The following is a 15,328-nucleotide window of genomic DNA, read 5'->3' as shown; positions in this document are numbered from 1 at the left end:
GCTCTTACCCCCCCCCCCCCCCCCCGGGGGGGGCCCCCCCACCCCCCCCCCCCCCCGCGCCCACCCCCCCCATCCCTCATACACCCCCCCCCCCCGCCGGGGGGGGGGCCGGCCCCCCGCCCCCCCCCGGGCGGGCCTCAGTTCAGGATGCGCAGGTCGGTGACCGTGTAGGACAGCGAGCCGCGGAATCCGGCACCGGTGCGTTCGGGTGCCAGAGCGGCGAGCTCCTCACCTGGCGCGGGCAGGAAGGTGAGGCCGCCGCTGCCGATCCAGGTGTTCGCCACCTGCGGATTGTCCAAAATGGACATGGTCAGTTCGTGGACGGCCGGGTTGTCGTACTGCCCCAGGGACAGGCGGGGGAAGTGCCGCAGGTTGACGATCGGTCGGCCGAGCGCGGGCAACGTCGCAGACGTCTTCTCCAGGGTGACCGTCGCTTCGGCCAGCCGGTGTCCCGCCGCCGACATGCTGGCGGCGAACTTCCCCCCTGCACCGACCACCGGAGCGGCCTGGCTGTTCACGGCGAAGGCCCTGGTCTGCCGGATCGCGCCCATCTTCTTCGGAAAACCCTGCACCCAGCCACGCGCCAGGGCGGAGTCGTTGTCGACGTAGATGAACGGGCACCACGCGACGGGAGTGCCTTGCCACACCGCGTCCAGCAGGACCAGGAACTCGCCGTACTGGCTGCGCACCGGATCGAGATATTCCTCGTTGTCACCGGAGAACTGCCAGTCGATGAACAGCGCGTATCCGTGGCCGGAGGATGCCGGGTCGGGGTCCAGCCCGGTCGGCAGAGATGCCGCGGCGGCCGCCGCCGAGGTCCAGAATTCGACGCCGACGACATCGCCCGCGTAGTGCCAGGGTGGTGCCGCCGCCAAGTTGGCCTCGCCGCGCGCGCTGAGCGGGTAGGTGTAGCCCTTCAGCTTCTCGTCGACGGTCGCGGCGGTGGTGGCTGCAACGGCTGTCTCGTCCGCGAACGCGGGAGCCGCGACGGCAGTGGTCGCCATCGCCGCCAGTCCGCCAGCGAGCACGTTCCGTCGTCCCACTTCTTTGTTGTGCAAGGGAGTTCCTTCACCTTCTGTGTCGAGCGAGTGGAGCGGAGACAGGACGTCGCTGGCCTGTTGACAGGCTCCGGACTCCTATCGATTCCTCCACGGATCCCGTTTCCGCCTGGTTCAACGTCAACACGTGCGAGACAGCACGGCGGCAGCATTGCCCGTTTTGTCGATGAATGACGCGGATATCGTCACTTGGCGCGAAATGTCCATCCTGGACAATTCGAGCGATCACCACGGGACGCCGGGCCAATAGGCCGGTGACCGCTCCGCTCCGCTCGTCCGAGGTTCCGCCACGGGATAGCGGTGCGGGTCAGGACTGCGGATCGGCGGAGACCAGGTGGACCTGCTGGGTTCCGTCCCGCTGGCCGCGGGTGGCTCCGCGGTCGCCGGTGAACACGACGAGCCCGGCCGAGGCGGCGGGGAAGGTGGCGTTGCCCGTCTTGGTCAGCTGGACGGGCGCCGACCAGCCAGCGTCCGCCGTGCTGCGGGCCGTGAAGATCTTCCAGCGCCAGTCCGCCGCGCGGGAGTCGTACCAGACCGCACGGACCGAGCCGTCCTGGTCGCGGCTCAACCGCGGCCGCTGGCTCATCGCGTTCGTGTCCACGGCGAACGGCTGGAAGGCGGTCCAGGTGAGCCCGCCGTCGGTGGACCGGCTCGACCTCAGCGACAGGTTCGTGCCCGAACTCTGCAGCGCACCACTGTCCCAGGCGACGACGAACGCGTCGTCGCGGTCGGTGGCCGCGCTCGGATGCCGGTCGGCGCGGTCGGTGGCGGCGCTGACCTGGACCGCGTCGCTCCAGCCGACGTGCAGGCCCGCACGGGTGCTGGCGAGGATCTGCCAGTTGTCGGGATCGGTCCCGCCGCCGGCTGGCTCTCCGGCTGGCGGGGTGTGCCCCGTCCACAGTGGATCCGGGTCGAACCGGTCGTCCTGCCAGACGATGAGGATGCGGTCGTCCTTGCCGACGGTCACCGACGGGAACAGCGAGGCCGGGTAGCGCGGCGAGCGGGCGTCGGCGGCCGGGTCACCCGCGCTGACCGCCTTGCCCGCAGCGGACACGTTCGCCGGGTGCGGATCAATGCCGATCACCTGGGCGTACACGTCGAAGGCACCGCCGGTGCTGGCTGCCCACGCGACCACCGGTTGCCCGCTGCCGAGCAGCGCGATGGCGGGGTGCACGGCGCGCCCGGTGCCTTCGTCGAGTCGGGTGGCCGGAGCGAAGTTCAAGCCGCCATTGCTGCTGTGCCGCAGGTAGATCGCGGGCCGGTGCGGCTGCTCCTGGCCGCGTTCGTCCTGCCAGACCACCCAGACGTCGCGACCGGACGCGGCGACCCGCGGCGCGGTCGCGGTGCCCGAACCGTCGGACAGCTCAACCTCGTACCTGCCGTGCCCACGGCCGTCGACGCGGCGGTACACCACGGCACTGCGCCCGTCCACGTGCCGCTGGGCGACCACGTGCACGTCACCGTTCGTGGCGGCGACGTCGGCGAAGCCAGCGAACGCGCCGCTCTCGCCGAGCACCGCCACGGCACCGTCGTCGCCAGCTTCCGGCGGGGGCAACGGAATTTCCGGCTCGGGTGTGGCTTGCTGGCCGACTGACACGAAGACCGGCGAGGTCGCCGCGCGCAGTTGGTCCGGCCGGTTCGGGTCGGCGTCGGCGCCGGAAGGGCTGCCCGGCGACCGCACCTCAGCGCGGAACCAGACGTGGTCGGCCGACAGCGCGAGCGGAAGGACGTGAGTGTCGTCGTCGCCGACCACGGCGGTGTCGAGCACGGCGCCCGCCGAGCGTCCCGGCGCGGCGTACACGAGCAGGCGGGTCCCAGCGCCGCGACTGACGCGGACCCGCAGGGCGGCGTGGTTTGACAGCCGACGGTCGGTGACCACGGTCTCGTCACCGCCGATCGCTTCGAACCGTCCGTCGCCGTCGAGGTCGGCCTCGATCGTCACGAACGGGCCCGCGACGCTGGCGGACACCGTGGTGCGGCCCGCCTTGAGGGCGTCCAGGATCGCGCGAACGCTGCGGTCGGCGGCGAACACCCGGGTGGCTGGCTGGCCTGGTCCGGCAACCCCCCACAGCTCGCGGAAGTGGCAGTCGCTGGCGGCGCTGACGCCGGTGCGGAAACCGCGGTTCCAGCGGTTCTCCGCGTAGTCCAGCTGCACGTCGGGATCGGAGGAAACGTTCAGCACCTCGATGCCGTGCATGCCCTGTGCGCTGGCGTTGTCGTTGGGCCCGTCGGCCGGGGTGTACTCGCCGTCGTCGGGATGCGCGACGTGCCACACCGCGTCCTGCGAACGCACGTCCCAGATCGACTGCTGGACGTGCCGGAACGCGGGAGAGCCAGGCGGGTTGGCGCCGTCCACCACGTGATCGACCGCGCCGAGCACGATCGCGTGCGGCGCGCCGTTGGCCTCCTCGCCCGGAATCAGCAGCAGCCGCTCCGACGTCCACTGCGGATCCCAGTGCTGGTCGTACGTGCGGTGGTCGGTCAGCGGCAGGAAGTCCAGGCCGGTGCGCTCCGCCTGCCCGATCTGGTCACCGACGGGCAAGTTGCCCGGTAGCGTCTGCTTCGACTGCTGGCGCGGCAGGCTCCCGTCGGCGGAGTGGTCGTCGTGCACGTGCGTGTCGCCGACCAGCCACATCCCCTGCGGTTCCTTGCTGGCTCCGGCGAAGCCACTGGCGGTCGCGAGCGCCGGGGAGGCAGCGATGCCGGTCGCGGCGGCCCCGCTCGCGACCATGAACTGCCTGCGCGTCAGACCCATTTCTTTCCTTCCATAGCATTTCAGAGCAGGGAGATTCCGTGCCTGATGCCGTTCTGGCCACCGACGAGGAGCGTCCGGACAGGCATGCGGCACTGCTTCAGTCAGCCCTGCGGGAGGCTGTGAGCTCCCGACGAGAATGGATCTTGCTTGGCGCATCCGGCAGCGCCTGCCCGTGCCGCTCGTACTCCGTCCCGGCAAGATTCATCCGAATGGATTACGCGCGTGTTGCGTACGGCCGTGGTGCAGCTGAACTCGAAGCCAAGCTATGCCGCAGCGGGGGCGGAGGCTCAGCGGCGGCCGTGCTCGGCGTCGACGCGGGACGTGACGCCGGATTCGACGATGGTGCGGGTCGCGTCAACCGAGGCGTAGGTCCACAGGATGCGCATCGGCTCGGTGTCGGAGGCGTTGCGGAAGCAGTGCGGAACTCCGGCGGCCACGTGGGTTGTGTCCCATGTGGACAGTTGATGCTCGGCGGAAAGCATTGACAGCCCGTCGCTCCACAATGGACTTCAGCCAGCTGGCACGTCCCGGCGGCGCAGACCGAGCAGGCCGAGCACGGTCAGCGCCGCCGCGATCGCGGTGAGCACGACCAGCGGCAGCACGGCCACGTCGCCACCGGGAAGCTGCGGGATGTGGTTGAACACCGACAGGTCGAGCACCCACTGGCTCAGCTGGAGTTCCCCGCCCAACCAGCCGAGCAGCAGGCTCACCATGAGCACGGCGAACGCGCCTGCGGCGAGCCGGGGCAACAGGCCGAACAGCGCGAACGCCAGCCCGACGAACACCCACACCGCAGGCAGTTGCACGACCGCCGCACCCAGCACGCGGGGCAGTTCCCGGCCGATATGACTGGTGTTCAGCCCATGTGCGAGACCGGCGGCCAAGCCGAACACGGCCAGCCAGAGAGCCGAACCGAGCAGCGCGAAGGCGAAGTGGCCGCTCGCCCAGCGCAGTCTGTCGACCGGCGCGGCCAGCAGTGGCTCGGCCCGGCCGCCGCTCTCCTCGGCGCGGAGCCGGAGCGCGGCCTGGATGCCGAACGCTGCGCAGGCCACGCCGATCATGGTCATGACACCCACGAAGTACTGATCGACGACGGTGCCCGGACCGCCCAGCCTGGCCAGGACTTCGCGCGCCGCCGGGGTGCTGTTGTTCATCAGCTCGCCGATGCTCGTCGCGATGCCACCGAGGCAGAGACCGACCACGGCGAAGCCCACCGCGCGGGCCACCAGCGAGTCGCGGTGCAGCCGCCAGGCAAGCGCCAGCGGGGTGCGCAATCCCGGCGCTGCCTCAGCAACACCGGAACGGGAGTGAAACAGGCCACTGCCGACGTCCCGCCGCTCGGAGAGCGCGACCGCCGCTGCGGTGAGCGCGACGACCGCGCTGACCGCCAGCCCGAGGACCCACCAGCGCTCGCCGCTGAACGGCCGGAGCTGGCCCGCCCAACCGATCGGCGACAGCCAGGAGACCCAGCCCAATCCCCCACCGCCGGACGCACTGACATCACCGATACCGCGCAACAGGAACGCGACACCCAGGACCACGCTGCCCAGACCGCGAGCGCTCCCGGCGCCAGTGGTCAGCTGGGCGACGACCGCACCGGTCGCGGTGAAGACCCAGCCTGTCACCACGAGTCCGATTCCGTACGCCAGCGAACCGGCTGCGGGCAGGCCCTGGCCGATCAACGCCAACGCCGACAGCACGCCCATGACCAGATCGGCCCCGCCGGTGACGATCAGAGCAGCCGCCAGGCCCGCGTGCCGCCCGGCCGCGGTCGAACCGATCAGTTCGCGACGACCCGCTTCTTCTTCAGCACGGGTGTGCCGGATGACCGTGAGGACGCTGAGCAGTCCGACGATCACCGGGACGAACCCGGAGCGCCAGGCGATCAGCTGGCCGAGACTCCCCCCGTGCAGCGCGCCGTACATCACGGTGAAAGCGGCATTGTGGGCGCTGGTTTCCGCGTACTCCTGCAACGCCTGCGGGGTCGGGTACGCACCGTTGAAAGCGGCGACGAAAACCACTGGGACCACAACGGGGAAGAGCACCCAGATCGGCAGCAACATGCGATCACGCCGCAGCGCGAGCCGAATAAGCTTCCCGGTGCCGGTGAGCTCGCTCATCGCGCCACCCCCGCATGCCGCGTCGTGCCGGTCCGCTCGTAGTGCCGCAGGAACAGTTCCTCCAGCGTGGGTGGCTGGCTGACGAGGCTGCGCACGCCCACCGCGGTGAGGTGGCGCAGCGCCGTGTCCAACGCGGCGGTGTCGACGTCGAAGCGCACCCGGCCGTTCTCGGCGCTGAGGTCGTGCACGCCGGGCAGGTCGGCCAGCCCGTCCGGCGGGCCGTCCAGCTCGGCCTGGATCGAGGTGCGGGTGAGGTGCCTCAGGTCCGCGAGGGTGCCGGTTTCGACGGCCCGGCCGTCGCGGATGATGGTGAGCCGGTCGCACAGCGCCTCGACCTCGGCCAGGATGTGGCTGGAAAGCAGCACGGTGCGGTCGCCGCGCCGCTGTTCCTCGCGGATCGTCTCGCGGAACACCTCCTCCATCAGCGGGTCCAGGCCGGAAGTCGGTTCGTCGAGGACCAGCAGTTCGACCTCCGAGGCCAGCGCCGCGACCAGGGCCACCTTCTGCCGGTTGCCCTTGGAGTAGGTGCGGCCCTTCTTGCGGGGATCGAGGTCGAAGCGCGCCAGCAGGTCGGCGCGGCGCCGCCGGTCCAACCCGCCGCGAAGGCGGCCGAGCAGGTCGATCACCTCGCCACCGGAGAGGTTGGGCCAGAGCGTGACGTCGCCCGGCACGTAGGCCAGTCGGCGGTGCAGCGCGGTGGCATCCCGCCACGGATCGCCGCCGAGCAGCCGAGCGCTACCCGCGTCCGCGCGCATCAGACCGAGCAGGACGCGGATCGTGGTGCTCTTCCCCGCGCCGTTGGGTCCCAGGAAGCCGTGCACCTCGCCGGTGCGCACGGCGAGATCGAGCCCGTTCAGCGCTCGGGTCGAGCCAAAGGTCTTGACCAGCCCAGCCACCGAAATGGCGTCAGTCATCGTGGTGCTCCTCATGTTGGTGCAGTGGATCCGCTCGAGTCGCGTCGTGCTGGATCTTGTCGAGGGCGGCGCGGGTCGAAGCGGCGTCGGCAAGGCTGAGCATCGGATGCGAGTAGATGTCGATCAGCGTCCGGGCGAGCAGTTGGTCGCCTTCGGGGCTGAACAGTTCGACGCCCATCCCGCGGGACACGTGCTGGTGCAGGACCGTGATCGACAGCGCCATCGCGGTGATCACCGTCGCCCGCGTCTTGAGGTCGACATCAGGAGGGTCGGGGCGGCTCTTGTCGGCGTCGGCGAGCCACCGCTCCCCCAGCACGACGACCTCGTCGAACAGCGCCGCCGCCGAGCCGTCAGCCAGGGCGCGTGCCAGATACCGCTGGTAGGGCCCCAATGTCGAGCGGGCGACCGCCACGTAGTTCACATCGCCAGGAGTGGGGTCGGCCCGGACCTGCTCGTTGAGCCGACGCAGCACCTTGACCAGGTGGTCGTCGCACGCCTCGCGCAATGCTTGCTTGGAACCGAAGTGGTGGCGAACCAGCCCCGAGGACACGCCAGCGGTCTCGGCGATCCCGCGGATCGTCGCCCGCTCGAACCCGTGCTCACCGAAGTGCCGCAGAGCTGCGTCCCGGATTCGAGCGCGCGCGGTGAGGTCTTCCGGGTCAGGTGCGACCACAGCCATCAGCCCTATCCACCCGTACAGCTGGCTACACGTACGGAAAGGATGCTACACGCATGTGTAGTCGGTAGACCAGTGCGGGGAGCGCACGATGCCGCGCTGGCGATCGGACTCAATCGGAAACCACGTTCACCGCGAATCCGCCCGCTGATCGACGAGGCCGCGGGAAGCGCGTGCGATTTCGCGCGAAATCGGCGCGGGAGCTACGTCGACGCGACCGCGCGACCAGCCGCCTGCAATCCGCGTCGCCACCGGCACGCGGGCGCCGCGTCGTCAGTCCACTGTGGACTAGGTGTCAGCGTGGGATGGAGGTGTGCTTGAACTCGTTGAGGTCGGTCCACCCGGTCAGCAGGTCCACCACGCGCTCGATGGCCTGGATGGACGGCGCCGGATCGGCCCCCAGCGGTGCGCGGTTCATCAGCCGGACGAACACCGCCTGATCGTCGGCGATGAACGTCGGCACACCCCAAACGTTGTGCGAGGCCACGAACTGCTCGTGCTCGGCCCGCACCTGCTCCAGCGCGGCACCGTCGTCGATGCGCGCGAACACCGCGTCGACGGGAATGTCGTGGTCGACGAGGACGCGTTCGAGCAGCGCGCGATCCTCCAGGTGCAATCCCGCGTCGTGGCGTGCCGCGAACAGGCCGCGGTGCACCGCCGGGAACTGCTCCGGGAACTCGTCTCGAACGATGACGCCGACTTGCAGCGCGACGATCCCGGTGTCCTGCTCCGGCTTCTCCCAGACGCTCGGCTGGCCCTCTTCGACGTGCGCCTGGCCGAGGGAGAACGGCAGGTACCGGACCTGCCAGTCCGCGCCCGCGGCCAGCCCGGTGAGCAGGTGCTCGTGCGCGTTGCGGGCGAACGGGCACCGGTAGTCCCAAGTGACAGCGAATGTGGAGGTCATGGTGGGTCAACATCCTCGTCCGGTGTGGTTGTTCCCGGCGCGGGCCGGGTCACGGATAGCAGTACGAGTCCGAGGAGGCGTCGCCGCCTTCCAGCCGGACCTGGTGGACCCGCAGACCGCGGAACTGCTCGCCGTGCGGGAAGAACCGCTCATCGACCGCCAGCCCACCACCGGCGTCCGGATCGGTGTCGAGCTTGGCGAACCAGGCGCCGACGCCGTCCGGGTAGAACTGGTCGTCCCAAGCGCCGTAGAGCGAGTTGGTCAGGTAGATGCGCCGACCGTCGCGGCTGACCTCGACCATCTGCGGCCCACCGGACAACGGCTCGGTCGGTGCGGCTGGGTGGGCGACGCGTCCGGTGATGCCGCCGAGCCGCACCGATCCGGTCTCGCGCGGCTGCGCCGGGTCGCTGACGTCGAACTGCTTCAGCTCACCGGTGCCCCAGCACGAGACGTACAGGAACCGGTCGTCCACGGACAGGTTGATGTCGGTCACCAGGGGCGGCACCGCGCCGAACGGTTGCAGTGCGGGTGGCAACTGGTCCACGGGCGCCGGTTCCGCCGGAATCGTGATCACCTTGTCCGCCTGCCAGCTCCCGCGTTCCCGGTGCCAACGCCAGACCGACGCCGACAGGTCCTCGGTGCTGACGACGACGCCGACGAAACCCCAGGTGGCGTCGGGATCGTGCGAGGGGCGGAGTTCGAGCACCATCTGGTGCTGCGCGCCGAGGTCCACGCGCTGGAGGTGGCGGCCCCGCGCCAGGTCCCAGAAGTGCAGTGCGTGGCCGTATTCGTTGCCCAGCAGCAGTTCCGGGTTGATCCCGTTCTCCACCATCGACGGAGTGCCCCACTCGCTGGTGATCAAGGTGTTCTGGTTGAGGTGCCACCACGCGTCGTAGGCCAGGTGCTGGGGTCCGCGGTCGGTTTCCCACGCGCGCACGACGTCGAACGTGTCGTGGTCGAGCACCGCGATGCCGCCTGGACCGTCGTCGCCGTCGGCCGCACCGAGGCAGGACAGGTAGATCCCGTCCGGCCCGCAGTGCAGCGTGTGCGGCCGGGAATAGCCCGCCTTCGCCGCGAGTTCGGCAGCCGTGATGGTCCTCAGCAACTGTGGCTGGCGGGGGTCGGGGTGGGTGTCGTAGACGTGCACGTTCGACGACCGCAAGCCGGGCAGCAGCAGGTAGCGGCGCTGCAGGCCAGCGGTGTGGTGACCGGCGTGCGCGAAGGCGCTGCTGCACGCGTTCCAGCCGAAGTGGTGCAGTTCGTCGCCGCGGGTCGGCAGGTCGGCCCAGCCGACCACCTCGGCGAAGCTCGCGGACTCCGGATCCGTGTCCACAACGGCCAGCGCGTCCGGGTGCTCGGCGGTGCGGTCGAAGGCGACGACGTAGGCCAGCCGTTCCGCGGGCGCGGCGACGGCGTCGCTCGGACTGCGGTAGAAGGTGGGGTCGGGCGCGTGCTCGACTGGAGAACTCATCCTGTCTCCTCGACCAGACGGCATCGTCACTCAGCGTCTCCGATCCGACGCGGAGCGTCGAGACCGTTCACATGGTGAGACCTGACGCGCCCCGCCTCAACTGGTCGGCAGCCGCACGGTGAAAGCCGCCGCCGGCTTGGACGTCGAGGTGCGGCGGCGTGCTCACTTTCGAGGCCGCGCGACCAGGAATCCGATGACAACGCCGACGATCAGCAGCACGGCCAACGCTGTCCACAGTGGCATCGTCACCATCGGGACGAACACCCTGATGTCGACCAGCTGCCGGTTTTCGACCGCGAGCACCACGGCCAGAACCGCCAGGACCAACCCGGTGACAGCCCGTGGCGACACCCGGTGGCGGCGCGGCGTGACAGGTGACGGCTCGTGCTTCGGAACGCCCATGACTTCGCTCCAGTTAGGCCGGTGCCGGACCCGCGTGTGCGGCGGTGACCGCGGCAGCACGCGGGCGCATCTGGATGGCCCGGATCGCCGCGATCGCCCCGTAGACCACCAGCCAGATGCCGAGGACGTAGGTCAGGACCACCAGGCCGAGCCCCGGGTAGACCAGCAGCGCGATTCCGGCGAGCACGCTGAGCACCCCGGACACGATCGCCCAGCCGCGCGCCGGAACCTGCGCGCGGACGATGGAGTGGAACGTTTCGATGAGCCCGCTGACCATCCAGAACAGGCCCAGCACCAGCGGGAAGAGCAGCACGGTCGCCACCGGCGACCGCAGCACCACGACACCGGCGACGATGGCCAGCACGGCCAGCAGCACCTGCACCAAGCCGCCTTCCTGGTGCGAGCTCACGGCCCGGACGAACCAGAAGATCCCGGCCACGAACAGTTGGGCGCCGAAGATGATCGCCAACGTCAGGACGGCTGGCCCCGGCCAAACCAGCGCCAGGACACCGGCGAGCAGGGTCAGGATTCCGAACGCCAGCAGCCATCCCCAAGACCGCCCGAGCTTGGCGAGCGGTTCGGCGGAAGCCGCGGTGGCCTGTTCCGGTGCAGTGGACATGATCGCCTCGCATGGACACGTCGAAATAAGCCAATGGCGGCCCGACATCCTCAGCGTGCGAGCCGCCACGACGTCTCCCCCAGAGTCGAACGACCTCTGTGCCCGCCAGCCACCCTGATGAGGGATGACTCCCACCCGAACGTGGCGGGGTCGGGCACACTGGAGTTCGGGCTGGACCACCTTGCGGGTTGGGAGCGCGGCCATGAACGGAACGGTCCCGCTGGGCCGCATCGCCGGGGTGCGGGTCGGGATGCACTGGAGCGTGGTGGGCATCGTCGTCGTGGTCGCCGTCGGCTTGGCGGGCTACCAGCTTCCGGCGGTGTTCCCCGGACATTCCCCGGTCAGCTACGTGCTCGCCGGGCTGGCCGCCGCAGTCCTCCTGCTGGGTTCGCTGCTGGGGCACGAACTCGCACACGCCGTAGTGGCGCGCCGGAACGGGGTGGCCGTCGAGGGCATCACCCTGTGGCTGTTGGGCGGCGTCGCGCGGCTGCGCGACGAGGCGCGCAGCCCCGGAGCCGACCTGCGCATCGCCGTGGTCGGACCAGCGGCCAGTGCCGTGCTCGCCGTGCTGTTCGGAGCGCTCGCCTGGATCGCGTATCTGGCGGGCCTTCGCGGGCTGGTGGTGGCGGTGCTGGTCTACCTGGCGATGCTGAACGTGGTGCTGGCGGTGTTCAACCTGCTTCCCGCGGCGCCGTTGGACGGCGGCCGGGTGTTGCGCGCGGCGCTGTGGCGTTGGCGGGGCGACCGGTACCAGGCGGCGGTGTGGTCGGCACGCGCCGGACTCGGGCTCGGCTACCTGCTGGTGCTCGCCGGGTTCGTGCAGTTGATCCGGCAGTCCACCGAGGGGCTGTGGTGGATCTTGTTGGGGCTGTTCATCGTCAGCGTCGCCGCCGCCGAGGAACGGCAGGCCCGGACAAGCGCGACGCTGGCTGGCATTCGGGTGCGCGACGTGATGTCCCACCCGGTCGAGACAGCCGACGGGCAGTTGACCGTCGAGCAGTTCCTGCCGGAAGTCGCGCTGCACCGGCACCACGCGAGCTTCCCGATCCTGGACCGCGCCGGAGCGGTCGAGGGCCTGATCACCCTCCGCGGCATGCGCGCCGTCGCACAGCAGCGGCGAGCGACGACTGCGCTGCGCGAGATCGCGACGCCAGCGGACCGCATTCCGACTGCTGACCCCGACGAGCCGTTGGCGTCGGTGTTGCCCCGGCTGCACGCGGCAACCGACGGACGGCTGCTCGTCTTCGCCGCCAACCACCTCGTCGGGATCATCTCGCCATCGGACATCAGCCGCACGGTCGCCGAACACGGCCTCCCCGCTGACCTTTCCGCGTCGTCCGACCCCGGCCGGGACGGGGCGGAACCTCCGCCGCACTGGTGGTATCCGGGCCAGCAACGGCCGCGGTGACGGTGCGCGGGCGGCGCCGGTTTCGGGCTCAGCGCCCTACGGGTACCCGCGATGCGTCCGGGGATCGCTCGTCCGCGACCCGGACGGTGAACACACCGAAGTGCTTCGTCCTGGGAGGAAATCATGACCAGCATGCTGCCGCGGCCGGGCTTCGGACTGCCCGACATCTTCCAGATGTTCGAATCGGAGTGGCCCTTCGGCGAACGGCACACGATGCGGGTGGAGACCTTCACCGACAAGAACGACTTCGTGATCCGCAGCGAGCTGCCCGGCGTGGATCCCGACAAGGACATCCACATCAGCGTGGAGGGCAACCAACTCAAGATCAACGCCGAGCGCAAGCACGAAGAGCGCACCGACCGGCACAGCGAGTTCTTCTACGGCTCGTTCAGCCGCACCATGCTGCTACCGGCCAGCTGCAACACCGAGGACATCAAGGCCGAGTACGAAGCGGGCATCCTCACCATCCGAGTACCGCGACGCGAGGCCGAGATCAGCAAGGAAATCCCGGTGGCCCGCAAGGGGAAGTAAGAAGGTGCTCGGATTGGTTTGCGTGGCGGTGCGGGCGGCTGAGAACCCGCGGCGGTGCCAGCTGCGAGTGTGGTTGGAAGCGGCTACCGCCGCTTGCCTGACGATCAGCTGCGGCCACGCCGAATCCGCGCATGTTCTGAGCCGACAAAGGCCGAGCCCGCCCTGCCGGAGCGGAATCCCGCGCGACTCGCGTCCAGCGGCGCCGACGGGGTCGTGAGTGGCTAGCCGGGCTCCAGCCCGGTTGCGCACTCACGACCCCGTTCGCCAGCCGGGCATCCTCCGGCGCGACCTGAGATGCCGTGGCGCTGCGCGGGCCCGAGGCGCGGCTGATGATGAGGCTCGTCGGAATCCGCCTCCAATGAGGAGCTGCGATGCCTCGGGACCGCTTCGTCGGCGTGGTCGGCCATGGCTGATTTCGAATCCCTGTACCGGCACGGCTTCGCGCGGATGGCGGTGGCCATACCGCTGGTCGGCGGCGTCGACCCGGAGCTCAACGCCGATCGCACGCTGGCGTTGGCCCGCCGGGCTGCCGCGGACCACGCGGTGCTGACGCTGTTCCCGGAACTCGGCCTCTCCTCGTACACCGCCGATGACCTCTTCCACCAGGACGCCCTCCAGGACGCGGTGCTCGCCGGTCTGCGGCGGGTGGTGCGCGGGAGCGCCGAGCTGGGCAGCGTGCTCGTCGTAGGCGCCCCGCTGCGCTGCGGTGCGCGGCTGTTCAACTGCGCCGTGGTCATCCACCGGGGCGAAGTGCTCGGCGTCGTGCCCAAGAGCTACCTGCCCACCTACCGGGAGTTCTACGAGAGGCGTTACTTCGCCGCGGCTCGGGACGCGACCGCGCGGCAGCTGACCTTGCTCGGCAGCGATGTCCCGTTCGGCGATGACCTGCTGTTCGACGTCCCGGCCTTCGACGGTTTCACCTTCCACGTCGAGGTGTGCGAGGACCTGTGGGTTCCGGTGCCGCCGAGCACCTGGGCCGCTCTTGCCGACGCGAGCGTGCTGGTCAACCTTTCGGCCAGCAACATCACCATCGCCAAGGCGGACTACCGGCGCCAGCTGTGCGCGGCGCACTCGGCGCGGTGCGTCGCCGCCTACCTCTACGCCGCGGCCGGGCCGGGCGAATCCACCACCGACCTCGCCTGGGACGGACAGGCGCTGATCTACGAGAACGGCGAGAAGCTCGCCGAGGGCGACCGGTTCAGTGCTCGCGAGCAGCTGGTCACCGCCGATGTGGACCTGCAACGCCTGGCCCAGGACCGGATGCGCACGACGAGCTTCGCCGACTGCGCGCACGACCACCGGGAACGACTGCTCGGCCTGCGCCGGGTCCGCGTCGACCTGCCGATGCCCGACACGACTGTCGCGCTGCGCCGCGAGGTCCCGCGCTTTCCTTACGTGCCAGCCGATCCGCGCACGCTCGGCGAGCGGTGCGCCGAGGTGTACCAGATCCAGGTGCAGGGTCTGACCCGCCGACTTGCCGCGACCGGGACCACGAAGGTGGTCATCGGGGTTTCCGGCGGGCTCGACTCCACCCAGGCGCTCATCGTGGCCGCGAAGAGCATGGACCGGCTCGGCCTGCCGCGCGGCAACGTGCTCGCCTTCTCGCTGCCCGGTTTCGCCACCAGCGAACTCACCCGGCGCAACTCCCACCTGCTGATGGCGGCGCTGGAGGTGACTGCGGGCGAGATCGACATCCGACCGTCGGCGATGCAGATGCTGCGCGATCTCGACCACCCGGCGGCCTGCGGTGAACCTGTCTACGACGTCGCCTACGAGAACGTGCAGGCCGGTGAGCGCACCTCCCACCTGTTCCGGTTGGCCAACCAGCGCGGTGCGCTGGTGGTGGGCACCGGTGATCTCAGCGAGATCGCACTGGGCTGGAGCACCTACGGGGTCGGCGACCACATGTCGCACTACAACGTCAACGCCTCGGTGCCCAAGACGCTCGTCCAGTACCTGATCCGGTGGACCGTGGACACCGGTGAGCTGACCGGTGCCGCGGCGAAGGTGCTGCAGTCCATCTTGGACACCGCCATCTCACCGGAACTCGTACCTCCCGGCGAGGCCGACAGCGGCGAGCCCGCGCAACATTCGGAAGCCGTCGTCGGCCCCTTCGAACTGCAGGACTTCCACCTCTACTACCTGCTGCGGTTCGGCTACCGGCCGAGCCGCATCGCCTACCTCGCGCAGCAGGCGTGGGCAGACCGGACGCGGGGCAGCTGGCCCGGCCTCATCCCGCCGGAGAAGCGCAACGAGTACGACCTGGCCACCATCAAGCGGTGGTTGGCGGTGTTCCTGCACCGCTTCGTCCAGACCAGCCAGTTCAAGCGCTCCGCACTGCCCAACGGTCCCAAGGTCGGCTCGGGTGGCGCGCTCTCGCCCCGAAGCGACTGGCGAGCGCCGAGCGACGCCACGGCCCGCGCCTGGCTCGAAGAACTCGAACGCAACGTCCCGGACTAGAGACCGTTTC

At 70.0% G+C, this 15,328-nt stretch carries 13 protein-coding genes; 3 read left to right on the top strand and 10 right to left on the bottom strand.

The window, feature by feature from the left end; all coding sequences use genetic code 11:
* Window positions 1-137: 137 nt before the first annotated feature.
* The 10 genes from MOQ72_RS11215 to MOQ72_RS11170 all read right to left on the bottom strand — a co-directional run bounded on the left by MOQ72_RS11215 (window position 138) and on the right by MOQ72_RS11170 (window position 10,919).
* On the bottom strand, window positions 138-1,043 hold the full coding sequence (locus tag MOQ72_RS11215) for an acetoacetate decarboxylase family protein (RefSeq protein WP_242182759.1): 906 nt from the start codon (window positions 1,041-1,043) through the stop codon (window positions 138-140).
* Between the two features lie 322 nt (window positions 1,044-1,365).
* Window positions 1,366-3,813: a CehA/McbA family metallohydrolase gene (locus MOQ72_RS11210; RefSeq protein WP_242182757.1), complete on the bottom strand. Its 2,448-nt coding sequence runs from the start codon at window positions 3,811-3,813 to the stop codon at window positions 1,366-1,368.
* 287 nt (window positions 3,814-4,100) lie between these two features.
* On the bottom strand, window positions 4,101-4,295 hold the full coding sequence (locus tag MOQ72_RS11205; protein WP_242182755.1) for a cupin domain-containing protein: 195 nt from the start codon (window positions 4,293-4,295) through the stop codon (window positions 4,101-4,103).
* Window positions 4,296-4,322: 27 nt separating this feature from the next.
* Window positions 4,323-5,933, bottom strand: coding sequence for an ABC transporter permease (locus MOQ72_RS11200; protein ID WP_242182753.1), 1,611 nt, complete (start codon window positions 5,931-5,933; stop codon window positions 4,323-4,325).
* Entirely contained in the window at window positions 5,930-6,847 is a 918-nt protein-coding gene (locus MOQ72_RS11195; protein ID WP_242182751.1) for an ABC transporter ATP-binding protein, read from the bottom strand. Before MOQ72_RS11195 ends, MOQ72_RS11200 begins: the two co-directional genes overlap by 4 nt.
* Window positions 6,840-7,526, bottom strand: coding sequence for a TetR/AcrR family transcriptional regulator (locus MOQ72_RS44440; protein ID WP_277953891.1), 687 nt, complete (start codon window positions 7,524-7,526; stop codon window positions 6,840-6,842). The genes MOQ72_RS11195 and MOQ72_RS44440 overlap by 8 nt, the downstream gene beginning before the upstream one ends.
* Window positions 7,527-7,818: 292 nt before the next feature.
* Window positions 7,819-8,427, bottom strand: coding sequence for a DsbA family protein (locus MOQ72_RS11185; protein ID WP_242182749.1), 609 nt, complete (start codon window positions 8,425-8,427; stop codon window positions 7,819-7,821).
* A gap of 49 nt (window positions 8,428-8,476) precedes the next feature.
* The gene (locus MOQ72_RS11180; RefSeq protein ID WP_242182747.1) at window positions 8,477-9,898 is read right to left on the bottom strand and encodes a selenium-binding protein SBP56-related protein; all 1,422 of its coding nucleotides are present in this window, start codon (window positions 9,896-9,898) and stop codon (window positions 8,477-8,479) included.
* Between the two features lie 162 nt (window positions 9,899-10,060).
* Window positions 10,061-10,300, bottom strand: coding sequence for a LapA family protein (locus MOQ72_RS11175; protein ID WP_242182745.1), 240 nt, complete (start codon window positions 10,298-10,300; stop codon window positions 10,061-10,063).
* Window positions 10,301-10,313: 13 nt separating this feature from the next.
* Complete coding sequence (locus MOQ72_RS11170) at window positions 10,314-10,919, bottom strand: HdeD family acid-resistance protein (RefSeq protein ID WP_242182742.1); 606 nt, start codon at window positions 10,917-10,919, stop codon at window positions 10,314-10,316.
* Between the two features lie 202 nt (window positions 10,920-11,121).
* On the opposite strand from MOQ72_RS11170, the gene MOQ72_RS11165 reads away from it, so the two are divergent.
* The 3 genes from MOQ72_RS11165 (at window position 11,122) to MOQ72_RS11155 (ending at window position 15,318) form a co-directional block, all read left to right on the top strand.
* Window positions 11,122-12,327, top strand: coding sequence for a site-2 protease family protein (locus MOQ72_RS11165; protein WP_242182740.1), 1,206 nt, complete (start codon window positions 11,122-11,124; stop codon window positions 12,325-12,327).
* Window positions 12,328-12,450: 123 nt separating this feature from the next.
* Window positions 12,451-12,858, top strand: coding sequence for an Hsp20/alpha crystallin family protein (locus tag MOQ72_RS11160; protein ID WP_242182738.1), 408 nt, complete (start codon window positions 12,451-12,453; stop codon window positions 12,856-12,858).
* Between the two features lie 405 nt (window positions 12,859-13,263).
* Window positions 13,264-15,318, top strand: coding sequence for an NAD(+) synthase (locus MOQ72_RS11155; RefSeq protein WP_242182736.1), 2,055 nt, complete (start codon window positions 13,264-13,266; stop codon window positions 15,316-15,318).
* Window positions 15,319-15,328 lie beyond the last annotated feature (10 nt).

Origin of the sequence: Saccharopolyspora soli (assembly GCF_022678645.1) — a bacterium.
Lineage (GTDB): Bacteria > Actinomycetota > Actinomycetes > Mycobacteriales > Pseudonocardiaceae > Saccharopolyspora > Saccharopolyspora soli.
The sequence above is the reverse complement of the archived record's forward strand: the minus strand, read 5'-3'. Positions and strand labels throughout refer to the sequence as shown.

What these genes read in the sequence shown, in the direction of transcription:
- MOQ72_RS11160 (WP_242182738.1), top strand. Translation starts at nt 12,451, where the DNA reads ATGACCAGCATGCTGCCGCGGCCGGGCTTCGGACTGCCCGACATCTTC.
- MOQ72_RS11175 (WP_242182745.1), bottom strand. Translation starts at nt 10,300, where the DNA reads ATGGGCGTTCCGAAGCACGAGCCGTCACCTGTCACGCCGCGCCGCCAC.
- MOQ72_RS11205 (WP_242182755.1), bottom strand. Translation starts at nt 4,295, where the DNA reads ATGCTTTCCGCCGAGCATCAACTGTCCACATGGGACACAACCCACGTG.
- MOQ72_RS11155 (WP_242182736.1), top strand. Translation starts at nt 13,264, where the DNA reads ATGGCTGATTTCGAATCCCTGTACCGGCACGGCTTCGCGCGGATGGCG.
- MOQ72_RS11210 (WP_242182757.1), bottom strand. Translation starts at nt 3,813, where the DNA reads ATGGGTCTGACGCGCAGGCAGTTCATGGTCGCGAGCGGGGCCGCCGCG.
- MOQ72_RS11195 (WP_242182751.1), bottom strand. Translation starts at nt 6,847, where the DNA reads ATGACTGACGCCATTTCGGTGGCTGGGCTGGTCAAGACCTTTGGCTCG.
- MOQ72_RS11200 (WP_242182753.1), bottom strand. Translation starts at nt 5,933, where the DNA reads ATGAGCGAGCTCACCGGCACCGGGAAGCTTATTCGGCTCGCGCTGCGG.
- MOQ72_RS44440 (WP_277953891.1), bottom strand. Translation starts at nt 7,526, where the DNA reads ATGGCTGTGGTCGCACCTGACCCGGAAGACCTCACCGCGCGCGCTCGA.
- MOQ72_RS11180 (WP_242182747.1), bottom strand. Translation starts at nt 9,898, where the DNA reads ATGAGTTCTCCAGTCGAGCACGCGCCCGACCCCACCTTCTACCGCAGT.
- MOQ72_RS11170 (WP_242182742.1), bottom strand. Translation starts at nt 10,919, where the DNA reads ATGTCCACTGCACCGGAACAGGCCACCGCGGCTTCCGCCGAACCGCTC.
- MOQ72_RS11185 (WP_242182749.1), bottom strand. Translation starts at nt 8,427, where the DNA reads ATGACCTCCACATTCGCTGTCACTTGGGACTACCGGTGCCCGTTCGCC.
- MOQ72_RS11165 (WP_242182740.1), top strand. Translation starts at nt 11,122, where the DNA reads ATGAACGGAACGGTCCCGCTGGGCCGCATCGCCGGGGTGCGGGTCGGG.